The sequence below is a fragment of the Nocardiopsis lambiniae genome, from assembly GCF_031845465.1.
Taxonomy (GTDB): Bacteria; Actinomycetota; Actinomycetes; order Streptosporangiales; family Streptosporangiaceae; genus Nocardiopsis; species Nocardiopsis lambiniae.
This window is the reverse complement of record NZ_JAVREP010000002.1, coordinates 287775-303331: the sequence shown is the minus strand read 5'-3', so window position 1 is coordinate 303331 and position 15557 is coordinate 287775. Positions and strand designations below refer to the sequence as shown.

Sequence of the window (15557 nt, the reverse complement as noted above, 5' to 3'; positions counted from 1 at the left end):
ATTGACGTAATGTTCGCGTCAGCCTAGGGTGGGGAAATGCTCTTTCCCACACCCGCACTCGGTACCGAGGACCGGCGCGTCCTCGGCGAAGTCGAGGAGCTTCGCCGCGGGCTGCGTTTCCGGGTCCAAGAGTCCCCGACGAAATGGACCGAAGGGCTGCGCAAGTTCCTCACCGCGGACGCGGTGGCGGCTTCGAACTCGATCGAGGGCTTCAAGGTGTCCACGGTCGACGTCGAGGACCTCATCGAGGGTGAGCAGGATGTCGACGTCTCCGAGGAGAACCGTGAGGAGACGCTCGCCTATCAGCGGATGATGACGTACATCCAGACACTGCACGATGTCCAGGACTTCCATTACGGCAAGGGATTCCTCAACGCACTGCACTGGATGTTGCAAGGACACCGGCACACACCGAACAAGCCGGCCGGGCAGTGGCGGCGGGGAGCGGTGTACGTGACGGACGCCCGCGATCCCACCATCGCGGCGTACACGGCGCCGGAAGCGGCCGAGGTGCCCGATCTGATGGCCGAATTGGTCGAATGGCTGAACACGGACGACGGCACCCACCCGCTGGTAAGGGCCGCCATGGCCCACCTGCACCTGGTCTCCATCCATCCCTGGGCCGACGGGAACGGCCGTATGTCCCGCTCGCTCCAGACTCTTCTGATCGCCCGGGAGGGGGAGCTCGCCCCCGAGTTCTCCTCGATCGAGGCCTGGCTCGGCCGCCCGGGCAACACGTGGGAGTACTACCGAGAACTCCGACTCCGCGGCGCCACCTACCGTCCCGGCCAGGACGTCTCCGGCTGGGTGCGTTTCAATCTCACCGCATACCACCAGCAGGCACAGACCGTGAGCAATCGGCTGGGGCGTTCGAACCGCGTGTGGAGCCTGCTCGGCTCGTTCGCGGAGGCCCGAGGGCTGGACGAAAGACTGGTCTCCGCCCTGCACGACGTGGCGATGTCCGGGCGGGTACGTCGCACACGTTACGAACGGGCGGAGGGCATCAGCCTCCAGCGTGCCCAGCGCGACCTGCGGGACCTGGCCGCGAGCGACGTACTGACACCGGTCGGTCGCACCCGTGCGCGCTTCTACACCGCGGGCCCCGCGTTCCCACGGGAAGCCCTGGAATCGGCCCGGACCCCGTTGCCGCTCACCGACCCGTACGCGGACTGATCCGGGTTCGAGAGGAGGAGACGATCGTCCCCGCGGCGCGCTCACCGACCCCCGGTCGGGCGCGGGCGGCCTTCGGGGTCGAAGTACATCGGCGAAGGGTCGTACGCCGGTGCGGGTGTCCGTTCGGATCGGCCGCGTACACCCGGCCCCGCCCTCGGACGTTCAGGCGGGGGTCCCCTCGGTGAGCGGGGTCTCCTCGGGGACGCGGGCCAGGCAGCCCAGCACGATGAACGCCTGCGCCGCCGTGTAGGTCGCCATCACCCAGAACCCGCTCGCGGGCAGGTCGAAGTCCGGCGTGAACGCGCGCAGTGCGATCAGACCGTCCGACAGCAGGAACAGCGCCCCGCCGATCGCCGTCCACCGGTGCACCCCCACGGCCAGGACCGCCATCGCCCCCAGCGGCAGCCCGTAGACCAGCACCGGCACCAGCAGCGCCCCCGCACCCGGCGCGCACAGCACCACCAGCCCGGCCACCACCACCCCGTAGGGCACCAGCAGGGTCCGGTTCCGGTACAGCGGGCTCTTCGCCCGCCACGGCCAGAAAGCGACGATGTAGACCACCTGCGCCACCAGGAAGAAACCCACCATCACCAGGAACGCCGCGTCACCGGACGCCAGGGCCGGGGCGGTGTCGCCCAGCCAGGAGAAGAAGAGGGCGATCAGCACCAGCCCCGTGAAGCGCCCGCGCGGGCGCTTCACGGCGGCCAGGACGAACGCCGCCAAGGCGGGCATGAGCAGCGCCTGGGTGGGGCGGGACCAGGATTCGGGGCCGGTGAGCTGCACGATGAGGTGCGCCGCCGTGATCAGGACGAACAGGGTGAGCAACGCGCGAGGGAGGGGGCTGCGGGGGATCATCGCGCCATCATAGGCATCCTCGTCGCGCATCCCTGGGGGAGACCCCGGTCACAGTCCGGCCGCCGCGGCCTGTCGCTCAGGACACATGTTGCTCTCCGCCCGGTGACTAATCCATTTTCGGGCGGACCATAAAGCGGGGAAGGTGTACAACCAACAGATGGGTTCGTCTGCTTATTGCCGTATTGTTCCTCTTTTGAGAACTTCGACTGTTGCGCGCAATGCGCGGTTGGCGGGGAAATCGCGGGGCGCCCATGTCCGCGCCCAACCCGCACAATGCCTCACTATAGGGATGGGGTAGACAAGGGCATGGCGGGTACGCCGTCCGACCGGACGGCCTGGAACTGTGTGCAGGAGGTCGGGGATGGCGAACGCACCACGGCGCGGTGCCGCCGTGCGCGAGCGTGAGGACGACGTGGAGTACGACGCCCCCCGCCCCCGCCGGTCGCGCGCCGGGGCCGGCGGCCGTTGGTGGGTCGGTGTGGGCCGTGCCGTCCTGTGGGCGTTCCTCATCGTCGTCATCTTCAACGGCATCTGGTTCCCCCTGCGCGGTGGGCTCGCCCTCCCCGCTTCCGACCCCGAACCGGAGGTGACCGAGACCTCCGCCTTCCCCGAGACCTCGGCCGCCGCCTTCGCCCTCCGCTTCGCCGACGCCTACCTCGACACCGAGGACGTCGAGTCCCGACGCTCGGCCCTGGCCGCCTTCGTCCCCGAGGGCGAGGCCACCGCGCTCGACGCCCCCGCCGGCTCCCTCGCCGGTGAGAACCTCGCCGTCACCGCCGTCGACGTCAAGGACGACAACAACGCCCTCGTCGTCATCCGCGCCGACGTCAACGGCGAACCCATGAGCCTGGAGGTCCCCGTCTACGCCGACGGCGACTCCCTGGTGATCTCCGGCAGTCCCGCCCTGCTGGCCGCCCCCGACCGCGCGTCGCTGCCCGAGCGGGCGGCCTTCGACACCGATCCCGCCGCCGCCGACCAGTTGCGGGAGGTGCTCGTCGGCTTCTTCGGCGCCTACGCGCAGCAGCCGGACCACCTCGACCGCTACCTCGAACCCGGTGCCACGATCGTCCCGCTTCCGGCGAACAGCCTGGAATTCTCCGAACTGTCCGATCCCGTGGTGCCATCCCGTACCTCGACCGGGGATGATGACGTACGAGAGGTGGCCGTCACCGTGGACTGGGTACTGCCCGCCCCCGAAGGCGAGCGGACCGGCACGTTGACACAGGGCTATCTGGTCACCGTCGTGAACTCGGGAAACGAGTGGCACGTACGTGACATCCAGGGCGCCCCGCACTCGTTCGGCGGATGACGGGGCACGTAGGCAAGGAGACGAGAAGGACCATGCGCACAGCAGCAACGACACCGGGAGGCGGCGCCTGACATGCTCCCCCTGCTGTCATCCGCCGCGGACACCGTGACCGTGTTCGGCGGAGTCGATCCCATCGTCCTGGCCGACGCCAACGCCCCCGACACCGGTGGACTCGCGGACTTCCTGCGCGGTTTCTTCGGACCGCTCTTCCTCGTCATCGTGTCCATCGTCGCGATCTTCTTCCTGTTCACCAGGGAGATCACGCGATTCGCTCAGTTCATCATCCTGGCGATCTTCATCGGGATCGTCTTCTACGTCCCCGGCATCATCGAGGTCATCGCGGTGGCGCTCGCGCGAGCGATGGGCGTATCGACGGAATAGGCGAGGGAGGCCGGGAACGTGGATCTGCCCACGTACACCAACATCTGGCGTATCGAGAAGCGGCTGTACAAGCTCTACGATTTCCGGCTGCCCATGCCGCTCCCGGTGGGGACCTTCGGTGTCGCCCTGGGCGTGTTCGCGCTGTGGGTGATCCTGCTCGGCATTCTCAACGCCCCGTTCGTGTTCGGCAACGGGTGGCACCTGGTCCTGTGGGTGGTGCCGCCCGGTGTCATCACGGTGTTGGTCACCCGGCCCGTCATCGAGGGCAAACGCCTCACCGAACTGCTGCTGTCCCAGGCGCGCTTCCTCGCCGAGGCGCGGGTGTACACCCGGTTGACCCCCGAGTACGAACCCGCCGAGATCCGTGTCGCGGTGCGCGTCTGGCACCGCGACCCGGCTTCGGGGCCGCTGCCGTCGCCGCGACGGCGCTCCGAGCGCGAGATCGCCGTGCCCGAGACCGTCCGGGCGGAGGCCGCCGAGGCCGTCGAGGCCGTCGAGGAACACCGACCGGCGCCGGAGCAGGCACCTCCGTTGCGTCGCGTCGCGGCCCGAACCCCACCCGCGCCCCAGCAGGCCGTCCCGCCGGAACCTGCTCGCCCGGGGCCGGTGCGCGCTCACGCCGCCGAGCACCCCGCACCGGCGCGCGAGACCGAGGAGCACCTCGAACCGGTCCGCGTGATCGCCGAGCACCCCGCACCGGCGCGCGAGACCGCTCCGGAGCCCGAACGGTCCTCCGTGGCCACGGTGACCGCCGTGGAGCGGAGCGTGGAAGAGGGCACGGGGGGCGACGAGGAGACCCCGGAGGGCGCTCCCGGGGACGGACGCCCGGGAGTGGGCGTCCGGATGCTCAACTACTTCGGATTCGCCCTGGACCGGACCCCGACCGAACCGGCGCGTCCCCACGCGGACGACTTCGAGGAGGGGTTCGCCGAACCCGTCTACGACACGGAGGGGGAGGCGGAGCGCGACAGCGACGAGTGGTTCTCCCGCCTGCGCGCCTCCTCGGGGCAGACGCCGGTCGGCCTCACCTCCAAGAGCGCCTACGCGGACTCGGACACCTCGGCCTTCAGTCGGGAGGAGATCACCGAGGCCATCGCCCGCGAGGCCGACGAGTCGACGGCGGCCCGCCGGCTGCGCGGTCGCACCCAGGGCATCCGGGTGACCCGCGAACTGGAGGAGCGCAGGGCCGAGGACCCCGGCCCCGCCGAGGAGCAGGCCCCGGCCCGGCCCCGCCGCACGGGTCGACCGCACGCCGCCCCGTGGGACCTGGAGGAGACGGCGGAGGAGAGCGGACCGGGGTACGACGTCTCCGACTACGCGCAGCGCTACGCGGCCGCCACGGGCCGCCCCGCGGCCAAACCCACCTCCGCGCCCTGGCTCCCCCCCCAGGACCCCGAGGACGCGGAGGGCGAACCGGTCCGCGCCGCCGAGGGCTCCCTCGACCCGGGCCCGGAGGCCCGCACCGCCGTCCCCGACGCTCCGAGGTCCGTCCCGGCACCGGAGGAGCACACCGCCGCTCCGGACTCCGACGACGACGCGCCCGTCCCACGTACCCCGGCCGCCCCCGCGGCTTCGAGGCCCGGCCCCGTCACGGCACCGGAGGCCCGTGCCACCGCTCCCGCGCGCACTCCGAACGAGCCCGGTTCGCGCACCGACACCCCGGCCCCGAAGCCCGGACCGGCCGGTGCGCGGACCTCAGAGGTCCGTTCCGCCCCGGCGGCGGACGCACGTACGGCGTCCCCCGGGCGCACCCCGGAGGGCGGCGACGACTCGACCGCGCCCGTGGGCGCGAAGACCGGACCGGTCAAGGACCCGGAGGCCGGTGCCGCCGCTCCCGCGCGCACTCCCGAGAAGGACGTCCCGGCCGTCGAGGACGACCCGGCGCGGGTCTCGGGGGCCGCGGAGGACCGCGCGGACGCTCCGGAGGGGATACGGGCCCCGGAGGGCGAGGCCGCTCAGGCCAAGCCGCCGCTGGAACTCGACCACGGCACCGGCGAGCACGAGGCCATGCCCGCCCAGCCCGGCGACGACGAGGACCACGGCCCCGAGTGGAACGAGCACATGACCGTGCTCGACCGCCACCTCAGCACCGCCGACACCCCGGCCCCGCCGCGACCCACGTTCGCCGACGTCGTGCCCACCGGGGAACGCGACGTCAAGGACCCCTCCGAGTGGTTCGACGACGGCAAGAAGCGCCACCCCGACCAGCCCAGGGTCGGCGACAGGGACAACCCGGTCATCCCGGCCGAGGAGCTTCGCGAGGGCGCCGTCGCCGAGGAGAGGCCCGTCGCGAAGCCGCCCACCCAGCTCGACCACGGCACCGGCGAACTCGCCGGCTTCGCCGAGGTCCGGGAAGGACCCGAACACCGCCGCACCGCCGCCGAGCTCGAACAGGCCGAGGCGGCGGCCCTGGCCCGCCGCCGTTCGGCGCGGCCCGCCCCCGACGAGGCCCCCACCGAGGAGCCGTCCTCGGTCAAGTGGAGCATGCGCGCCTCCGGTGGCGCCGCGCCGATCGTCCACGACGCCGAGTCCGAGCCCGAACCCTCCACGGCCCCGGGGTACGACCCCCACGACGGCGTGTTCCACCGGGTCGCCCAGAACGCCCGCCGCATCGGCCGGCTCTTCGGTCAGCCCGCCCCGGGTGAAGAACCCGAGCCGCCCCGGCGCGGACCCCGGTCCGACCTCGAACTCGACCACGGCACCGGCGAGCAGGAGAGCCTGGGCGACACCCCCGCCGGCGTCCCCGCGCTCCGGATCGAGGAACCCGCCCCCGAACCCGCCGCCGACTCCGGCGGCACCCGCGGCTGGCGCCGGTTGGCCAAGGTCGTCACCGGCGGCGCCGCCCCGGTCCGTTCCGAACTGTCCTCGGAGGACATCGAGCGTCTGCGCACCCCGCTGGACCGCCCCCGGGGCCTCGTCGTCCTGGGGTGCACCGGTGGCGCCGGGCAGACCGTCACCACGCTGATGATCGGCCACACCCTGGCCGAGTACCGGGACGAGCGCATCGTCGCCGTCGACGTCAACCCGGGCCCCAACGGCCTGTCCCGACGCATCGGTGCCCAGGCTCCCGAGACCCTGACCGCGCTGCTCGCCAACGCCGACGCCATCGGCGACCAGGAGCGGATGAGCGCCTACACCAGTCGTACCCAGACCGGCCTGGAGGTCGTCCAGACCCTCGACGACCCCTACGTCCAGACCCTCGACGACCGCGACTACGCACAGCTCACCGAGCTTCTCGGCGGGTTCTACGCGGTCACCGTCCTGGACCCGGCGGCCACCGGCGTCGCCCGCGCCCTGCCCGCCGCCGACGGGCTGGTCCTGGTCGCCCCGGCCAACGCCGACGCCGAGCGCGCGGTCTCGATGACCTTCGACTGGCTCGACGGCAACGGTCACGGCGCGCTGCGCGCCAACTCGGTGCTGGTGGTCAACGGGGTCAGCAAGCGCAGCCTCCCCGACGTCGACGCCGCCGAGCGGGTGGCCCGGGGCCGATGCCGGGCGATCGTCCGCATCCCGTGGGACGACCACCTCGGTTCCTCCTACACGCGCATCGACGTCGGCGCCCTGCGGGCCAACACCAAACGCGCCCACGGCGCCCTCGCCGGCGTCATCGTCGACAAGCTCCTCACCTGACGTCCCACGGCGCCCACCTCGTCCACCGGCCTCGGAAACCGTGCCCCGAGTGCTTCGGGACCGTCTGAAGACGACACGGTGGCCGCGACGTCCTGAGAGTTCAGGGTGTCGCGACCACCGCCGGAACCCGGGAACCGGGTGGGGCGTCCGTGCGTGAGCGGGTCAGCCCCCGGCGGGGGTGAAGTCGCGGGAGGCCAGGAACCCCGGCCGGGGCTCGGCCGCCGAGAACGGCTTCTCGCAGACGTTCTCCACGCTGTTGTAGACGACGAACAGGTTGGAGCGCGCGAACGGCGTGATGTTCGCCCCGGCCCCGTACATGCAGTTGGAGTCGAACACCGTCACGTCGCCGGCCTCCGCGCTCAGCACGTCGATCCCGTGCCGTCCGGCCAGGATCGTCAGCGCGCCCCGATCGGGCGTGCCCGCCCGTTCGTGCCCGTCCTCCTCGGCGGGTTCCAGGCACGACACGTAGGTGCGGTGCGAGCCCGGCATCACCATGAGCGCGCCGTTGTGCGAGTGCTCGTCGGTCAGGGCCACGGAGAAGCCGACGGCACGCATGCGCGGCATGCCGTCCTCGGCGTGCCAGGTCTCGAAGTCCGAGCGCCAGTACAGGGGGCCGCCACCGAACCCGGGCCGGTGGTCGACCCGGCTCTGGTGCACGTACACCTCCGAACCGAGGATCTGCCGGGCGCGTTCGACCAGACGCGGGTCGTTGACCAGCGCCTCGAACGCCTCGCTGACCCGGTGCACCTCGAACACGGAGCGGATCCCGCCGTCCGCGGGATCGACGAGGGCGCGCTCGTCCTCGCGCAGGCCCGGGTCGCGGACCAGTCGGTCCAGTTCGTCGCGGTGGTCGAGCACCTCGGCGTCGCCGACGAGCGATTCGAGCCGGGTGTAGCCGCGCCGGTCGTGGTCTTGGAGTTCGGAGTCGGTGAAGGGGCCCTCCTCGGCGGTACCCCAGACGGTGGGGTCCCGGCGGTACAGCAGGGCCGCTTCGGTGCTCTTGCGGGTGGGGTAGTCGTCCAGGGTGGGGAGATCCATCTGCAGCGTCATGGCCGAGCCCCTGTGCGGGGTGATCCTTTCGGTGTCGCTTCACAGTCGTGGACGGTCCGTACGACATCCGAACGTAACAAACGCACCCGTGGCCGTTCCCCGACGATTCCCTTCATCGGGTTTGCCCGCTTCTTCCCAGGGTAGGGTCGGTCTACTCTGCGGTGCCGGTCGACAAGGCGAACGGCGCCTTTCCCGTTCCCACCCGTTCCCGGGTCGCCGTTCTCCCCTGCGCACCGGGTCTTTTCCTCCTCGGCGGGTGGCACGGCGTGTCCGATCCGGCGACCGGGCGCTCATCGCCGCGGATCCCCCGGTGGCCCTCCAACCGGTCAAACCCCGGCTTCATCGCCCCCGCTTTTTTTCGTGATCCAGTTCACAAGGATCCGGTGCGGGCCTTGGTGCAAAAAGGTCGGACACGACCCGTGGACGTAACGCCGGCTTCTTCTGGAATTCCCACACGGGGGCTGGTGTGAAGCCCCGCATCCCTTCACAGTGGTGTGGTCATCGTCCCCTTCTACCCTCACCCCCGCTCAAGAGGAGAGATAACACGTGACCCCCCACCCCCGTGGGCTCCGCCGTGCCCTGACCGCGGCGCTCGCCCTGGCCCTCGCCGTCGTCATCGGCTGGGCCGCCCCCGCCTCCGCACACCACGTCCTGCCCCCCGGCATCCCCTCCACCTCCGCCGCCCAGACCCAGCTGAACTCCCTCAGAGTCGCCGCCAAGGGTCCCCAGACCGGCTACGACCGCAGCCTCTTCCCGCACTGGGTCGTGGTCTCCAGCCCCTGCACGGCCCGCCAGCACGTCCTGGTCCGCGACGGCCACAACGTCGTCACCAACTCCAACTGCCAGCCCACCTCCGGCAGTTGGTACAGCACCTACGACAACGTCAATTGGAGCGGCGACGTCTCCCAGATCAGCGTCGACCACATGGTCCCGCTCAGCGAGGCCTGGAAGACCGGTGCGGCCTCCTGGTCCACCACCCAGCGGCGGACCTTCGCCAACGACGTGAACTCCCCGCAGCTGTGGGCGGTCACCGCCTCGGTCAACAGCTCCAAGGGCGACAAGGACCCGTCCCAGTGGATGCCGCCCAACACAGCGATCCACTGCAACTACGTCAAGGCGTGGGTCAACGTGAAGCACCGCTACAGCCTCACGGTGACCTCCGCCGAGAAGTCCTCGATCCAGAGCACCATCAACAACCGCTGCTGACGCCTCGCGTCCCTCCCGGTTCGCGGCCCTCCCCGGCTTTCGGGGTGGGCCGTCGCTCATTCTGGCGCGCCGTAACCCGTTCCACTTCTACGGGCGGGGGTCCGTACAGCACTATGGGGAGGGCACACGCGCGGTCGCGCCCGCCCGCCGGGCGCACCCACCGAGCGACGCGAACAGGAGGGGCGGCAGAAGATGACCGGCACATGGGGGACCCGCGGCTCGACCCGCCTCGCGGTCCGCTACTTCGACGACCGGGTGCTGTTCAGCGACAGCGAGGCCTGGGCCTACTTCCGGCTGCCGACGGTCTCCTACGAGTTCACCACCCCCGAGGAACGCCAGGCCCTCGCCACCAACATCACCATCGCGCTCGCCGCCATCCGCATGAACGACGCCGAGGTCCACCTGCGCATCGCCCACCGCACCTACCCCGCCGCCGAGTGGGCCACCCGCCTGGACGAGACCTCCGACTCCGGTCCAGGCTGGTACGAGTACCTCGACGAGACCTACCGGCACGTGTGGGCCAAGGACTTCTGGACCAAGGAGGCCTACCTCGGCGTCCGTCTCGGGCTGCGCAACACCGGCGCCGGTCTGGGCCTGTTCTCCCAACTCCTGGGCGCCTACCAGCGCACCGAACAGGTTCTGGGCATCACCGACGACGCCGTCGATGACAAGGAGCTCGCCCGCTGGACCGACCAGTCCGAGCGCCTGGGCCGCGCCCTGGCCGCCAGCTCGCTGCACGCCCGCCACGCCACCGCCGACGAGCTCGCCTGGCTCATCCGCCACTCCGTCACCGGAAGCGCCGAGGAACCACGCCCCTCCGCCGCCGGCCGCCGCACCTGGGGCCGCGGCGAGATCGAGGCCCTGGTCGACGGCACCCTCCACAACGGCCGCTCCACGCTCCGCCTCGAACAACCCTCCGGCTCCACCTGGGTCGCCTTCCTGTCCTTCGCCCGGTTCCCCGACCTCATGCCCTTCCCCGACGGAGAACCCTGGCTGCACCACTCCGACTCCCTGCCGTTCCCGGTCGAGGTGTCGCTGCGGATGAAGCTCATCCCGCCCGCCAAGGCCTCCAAGGACGTCGGCCGCAAACTCGCGCACGCCCGCGACATGGACGCCCACATCCGCGAGGCCGGCGTGGAGGCCCCCATCGCCCTCGCCGAGCAGATCGACGCCGCCCGCATGCTCGAACACGGCATCACCAAGGAACGCCTGCCGTTCGTCTACGGCTGGCACCGTCTCATGGTGTCGGCGCCCACCGAACGCCTCCTCGGCCAGCACGTCGAAGCCGTCATCGAGCACTACCGTGACATCGGCATCGACGTCATCAACTCCACCGGCGACCAGTTCTCCCTGTTCAACGAGTCCCTGCCGGGCGACCGGATCCGGTTGAGCGCCTACGCCCAGCGCCAACCCCTGCGCACCATCGCCGGCGGCATGCCCACCGCCACCGTCGACGTCGGCGACCGCGTCGACCGCTCCGGCGACGGCTGGGTGGGCCCCTACATCGGCGAGACCATCGGCCGGGCCCGCTCCATCGTCCACTTCGACCCGCTGGTCGCCGCCGCCCGCAACCGCCCCACCGCCATCGCGATCACCGGCGAGCCCGGCGGCGGCAAGACCACCCTGGCGCTGCTGCTCATCCACCAGCTCGCCCTGCGCGGGGTCACGGTCGCCGCCATCGACCCCAAGGGCGACGCCGAGTCCCTCGTGAGACTCCTCCAGAACCGCGGCCGCAAGGCCCGCATCATGTCCCTGGGGTCGGCCCAACCCGGTCTCCTCGACCCGTTCGCGTTCGGCGACGACCTGGCGGCCAAGAAGACCATGGCCACCGAGACCCTGCGTCTGCTGCTGCCCCGTATGAGCGAGGAACGCGAATCGGCGATGATCCAGGCCGTGGCGGCCGTCGCCAACCAGCCCCGGCCCTCCCTCGCCAAGGTCGTCGACCATCTGGCGCACTCCTCCGACGCCGCGTCCCGCAACCTGGGCGCCGTCCTGGGGTCGATGTCGGAGATGCGCCTGGCGTCGCTGTGCTTCGACCCCCAGGGCGACGCGCAGATCGACACCGAGGGGTGGACGACCGTGTTCACCCTGGGCGGGCTCACACTGCCCGACTCCGGGTTGCGCCGCGACGACTACTCCTACGAGCAGCGCCTGTCCGTCGCCCTCCTGTACCTGGTCTCCCAGTTCGCCCGCCGACTCATGAACGGCCTGGACCGGCACCTGCCCAAGGCGATCTTCCTGGACGAGGCGTGGGCGGTCACCTCCACCCCCGAGGGCGCCAAGCTGGTCCCCGAGGTCTCCCGTATGGGCCGCTCCCGCAACACCGCGCTCATCCTGGTCTCCCAGAACGCCGGTGACCTCCTCAACGAACAGGTCACCAACTGCCTGTCCTCGGTGTTCGCGTTCCGCTCCAGCGAACGCCACGAGGTGGAGAGCGTCATGGCCCTGCTGGGAGTGGAACCCACCGAGGAGCACCTGGCGGTGCTGCGCAACCTCGGCAACGGCGAATGCCTGTTCCGCGACCTGGACGGCCGGGCCGCCCGCATCGCCGTGGACCTGGTCTCCGAGGACCTGCGGCGTTGGCTGGACACCAACCCCACCCGGCGGCGCCCCGCCACCGAGGACGAGGGACTGGTCACCACCATCCGGGAGGGCTGACCGGCGGCGGTGGCCGGAGCGGGCCACCGGAATCCCGTGACCTGTGCGGGCGGTCCCGGCGGGGGCCGCCCGGCAAGGGCCGGACACGGTCATGTTCGGTGGGCCCGTCGGGTGGGCATCTCCTATCCTGTCGGGTTCCTCCCACGACGCCCGATCCCCACCGCCCAGCCCCGAACGGCACACTCACGAGGGACCGCCCATGAGTGAGGACGTCATACGCCGGCCCAGACCCGTGATCGATCCCGCCCTCCCCGCACGGGAACGCGGTGATCTCCTGCGCCGGGTCGAGAACCCCCGACCGCTCGTACAGTGGCCCAACGGCGAGGTCGTCACCCGCCGTGCCCGACTTCGCGAAGGCGGGGTCCAGCTGTGCGTCATCGGCATCACCCTCGCCCTGTCCCTGCTCACCGTGGGCTGGTACCTGGGCATGATCGTGGTCTGCGTCGGCCTCATCGCCTACGTCGGCGCCCTGGCCCTCCGCGACGACGCCCACCCGGTCACCCGGGTCCTCGGGGTGATCGGCGGCGCGGGCGCCGCCGTGGCCATCCCGGTCCTGCTGTTGGACGCCCTGCCCGCGGACCCCTCCACGGGGCTCCCCTGGGCGGTGTTCGGGGTCCTGGTCGCCCTGGTCACCGCCGACACCCTCACCGCCCGGGTCCAGGAGGACGCCCCGGTCCACCGCGCCCCCGCCGAGGACCCCGTGGTGCGCCCCGAAGACCTCAGCGCCTCCGATCACCCCTTCCTCGTCGCGGTCCAGAACACCGTCGACCTGGTCGAACGCGCTCGCGAGGAGATCGGCGGCGACTTCCTGGACACCGACCGGGCCCTGACGGTGCTCCGCGAGGAGGAGTGGCGCATCGCCGTCCTGCTCTCCCGTCAACGCGAACTGCGCCGCGCCCACCTGCGTCGCTGGCAGCGCGCCGCGTCACCGCGCGTCCGGGACGCACTGCGCCCCCAACGCGAGCACCTGTGCGCGGTCGAGGACGCCGTGCGCACCCGCGTGGAACAGATCGTCGAGTACGGCCGACTGGTGGAACGGGCGGTGACCGCCCACCGCGAGTGGGAACAGTGCCAGGAGGCCGTCGACACCACCGCCGTCTACGCCGACCACCGGGCCTCGGCGGTGTTCCCGGGCGCCGGCTCCCCGGAGATGGACGAACTCGCCGCCACCGCGGAGGCCGCCCGCCGGGTCCGCGACGAGCACATCGACCGGCTGACGGGTCACTCCCCGCTGTTCTGAACCCCGTCGCTCCGAACCCCGTCGCTCCGAACGCGGGCCCGGGAGACGGCGGCGGCCACCAGCGCCGCCGCCGTGACGGCCGCCGTCGCGAGCAGGGCCAGGGGGACGGGGGACCCGTAGACCAGCCACAGGGCATCGTTCTCGACGTGGGCGAGGGTCACCCCGGCCAGGACGAGGACCGCCACGAGGACGGCCGCCGACGGGACCACCACGCTCCGGGGCGCGCCGCCGGTCCACGCCGCGACGCCGATCGCGGCGACGGTGACCGCGGTCGCGCAGACCCCCAGCACGGCCATCCACATCAGCCGCTGCTGATGGTCGAGGACGTGGATGTCCGCCACCTCGTCCCGGTGGAACACGAACGCCGTGCCCAGCACGAGCGCGTAGAGCCCGATGAGCACCGGGCGGGCGGTCCTCCACCCCGGTCCGCGCAGCGGTGAGCCGACCGGCGCCGGATCCAGGAGCAGGAGCAGCGGGAGCCCCAAGGCCAAGGGCAGAGAGCGGTGGGAACGTTCGTCGAACGCCCACTGCGCCTCTCCGTCGCCGTTGGCGAACGCGACCAGGGCGAACAGCGGCAGGGGAAGGGCGAGGAGGAAGGCCGCCACCCGCGCCACCGACGAACCCGGGGGTGTCGGCTCCCCCGGGGACCGGCCGGTCCGCAACCCCTGCTGGAGCACCAACAGCGGCGGGACGAGCACACAGGGGATCAGCGCCGCGGTGTACCAGAGCGGTGGGTACAGACCGAGCACCGCCGCCGCGATCACGTACCCGGCCGCCCCGAGGTACCACCCCACCGCCACCGGAGGTCGCGATCGCCGCCATCGGGGCGCCGACGCGGAACCCGACCCCGCCCCGGGCGCCGCCGGTCCGGGAACACCGTCGCCCCGCGCGGCCGTGCCGGGCGCGCCGACCGATGGCGGGGGCAGCGCGTCGTAGGTGGGAACGGCCGGGTCCTCGACCGACAGGGCACGTGCCGATTCCTCCCCGGCGACGGGCGAGGTCGATGAGACCGGCGGTGGTGCGTCGACGGATCCGCCCGCCCCCGGTGGAGGGGCCGACCCCGAAGCCACCGGTGCGGAAGGCGCCGATCCCGAAGGCGCCGGCCCCGCCGTGTCGGAGCCGGTCCGAGCGCCGAACACCCCGGGGGGCGGCCACCCGCTCGCGTCCAGGTCGATGTCCCCGATACGCTCCAGGATCCCCTCCGGGCCGGGACGTCCCTCGGGCTCTTTCACCAGGCACGACGCGATCAGCTCCCGCCACCTCTCGGGCACCCGTTCGAGGTCCGGTTCGGTGTTGAGGACACGGAAGAACAGCGCCTGATCCGCCGCACCGAACGGCGACGTGCCCGTCGCCGCGAAGTACAGCACCCCGCCCAACGAGAACACGTCGCCCGCCGGGACCGCCGCCCGCCCCAGGATCTGCTCCGGTGCCATGTACGTGGGCGTCCCCAGCACGTGGCCCACCGCCGTGATCGGCGTCAACGTGTTCTCCACGACGGCCTTGGCGATGCCGAAGTCGATCACCCGCGGCGCGTCGGCGGCCAGCAGGACGTTCCCGGGTTTGAGATCGCGGTGCACGATCCCCACCCGGTGGATGTCCACCAGCGCCTCCGCCAGACCGGCGGCCAACAGCGCCAGACTCGACTCCGGCAACGGCCCGCCCGCCCGGGTCACGGCCGTCTGCAGGGACGGCCCCTCGATGTACTCGGTGGCCAGCCACGGTTCGGAGGCATGGGGATCGGCGTCGATGACCGCCGCCGTGTACGGACCGGCCACCTTGCGCGCCAACTCCACCTCGCGGGCGAACCGGGCGTGGAACGTGGGATCGCCGGCGATCTCGGAGCGGATGGTCTTCACCACGATCCTTCGGGTCGCGGTCCGGGCCAGGTACACCCGGCCCATACCGCCCGCGCCGAGCCGGGCCAAGAGCCGGTAGCGGCCGATGAGGGGAGGGTCTTCTGAGGTCAGCGGTTCCACGCGCGCTCCTCGTCGGGGGATGATCCCCGGAACGGGGACACCTCGATTATGGCGCGCGTTCGCCTGGTCCGCCGCGTAT

Annotated in this window: 10 protein-coding genes; 7 read left to right on the top strand and 3 right to left on the bottom strand. The window is 71.8% G+C overall.

Going from position 1 to position 15557, the window contains the following annotated elements; genetic code table 11:
- Window positions 1–36 precede the first annotated feature (36 nt).
- Window positions 37–1173, top strand: coding sequence for a Fic family protein (locus tag RM479_RS05685; RefSeq protein ID WP_311510648.1), 1137 nt, complete (start codon window positions 37–39; stop codon window positions 1171–1173).
- Between the two features lie 162 nt (window positions 1174–1335).
- Here RM479_RS05685 and RM479_RS05680 read toward each other — a convergent pair whose 3' ends face one another.
- Complete coding sequence (locus RM479_RS05680) at window positions 1336–2028, bottom strand: lysoplasmalogenase (protein ID WP_311510647.1); 693 nt, start codon at window positions 2026–2028, stop codon at window positions 1336–1338.
- A gap of 361 nt (window positions 2029–2389) precedes the next feature.
- On the opposite strand from RM479_RS05680, the gene RM479_RS05675 reads away from it, so the two are divergent.
- The 3 genes from RM479_RS05675 to RM479_RS05665 all read left to right on the top strand — a co-directional run bounded on the left by RM479_RS05675 (window position 2390) and on the right by RM479_RS05665 (window position 7348).
- Complete coding sequence (locus RM479_RS05675; protein WP_311510646.1) at window positions 2390–3337, top strand: conjugal transfer protein; 948 nt, start codon at window positions 2390–2392, stop codon at window positions 3335–3337.
- 72 nt (window positions 3338–3409) lie between these two features.
- Window positions 3410–3718: a hypothetical protein gene (locus RM479_RS05670; RefSeq protein ID WP_311510645.1), complete on the top strand. Its 309-nt coding sequence runs from the start codon at window positions 3410–3412 to the stop codon at window positions 3716–3718.
- Window positions 3719–3736: 18 nt separating this feature from the next.
- A complete protein-coding gene (locus tag RM479_RS05665; RefSeq protein WP_311510644.1) occupies window positions 3737–7348 on the top strand; it encodes a TcpE family conjugal transfer membrane protein in 3612 nt (1203 codons plus the stop codon).
- A 162-nt stretch (window positions 7349–7510) separates the two neighbouring features.
- Here the strand turns inward: RM479_RS05665 and thpD are convergent, their stop codons facing one another.
- Window positions 7511–8398 carry an ectoine hydroxylase gene (gene thpD, locus RM479_RS05660; RefSeq protein ID WP_311510643.1) on the bottom strand — a complete coding sequence of 296 codons (888 nt, stop codon included), beginning with the start codon at window positions 8396–8398 and terminating at the stop codon, window positions 7511–7513.
- Window positions 8399–8944: 546 nt separating this feature from the next.
- On the opposite strand from thpD, the gene RM479_RS05655 reads away from it, so the two are divergent.
- From RM479_RS05655 to RM479_RS05645, 3 genes are all read left to right on the top strand, one after another.
- Window positions 8945–9604 (top strand): HNH endonuclease family protein, encoded by a 660-nt coding sequence (locus RM479_RS05655; RefSeq protein ID WP_274809284.1) that lies wholly within the window; start codon window positions 8945–8947, stop codon window positions 9602–9604.
- Between the two features lie 192 nt (window positions 9605–9796).
- Window positions 9797–12262, top strand: coding sequence for an ATP-binding protein (locus RM479_RS05650; protein ID WP_311510642.1), 2466 nt, complete (start codon window positions 9797–9799; stop codon window positions 12260–12262).
- Window positions 12263–12461: 199 nt separating this feature from the next.
- Window positions 12462–13502 carry a hypothetical protein gene (locus RM479_RS05645; RefSeq protein ID WP_311510641.1) on the top strand — a complete coding sequence of 347 codons (1041 nt, stop codon included), beginning with the start codon at window positions 12462–12464 and terminating at the stop codon, window positions 13500–13502.
- Here the strand turns inward: RM479_RS05645 and RM479_RS05640 are convergent.
- Window positions 13484–15478 carry a serine/threonine-protein kinase gene (locus tag RM479_RS05640; protein WP_311510640.1) on the bottom strand — a complete coding sequence of 665 codons (1995 nt, stop codon included), beginning with the start codon at window positions 15476–15478 and terminating at the stop codon, window positions 13484–13486. The genes RM479_RS05645 and RM479_RS05640 overlap by 19 nt on opposite strands.
- Window positions 15479–15557: the final 79 nt, after the last annotated feature.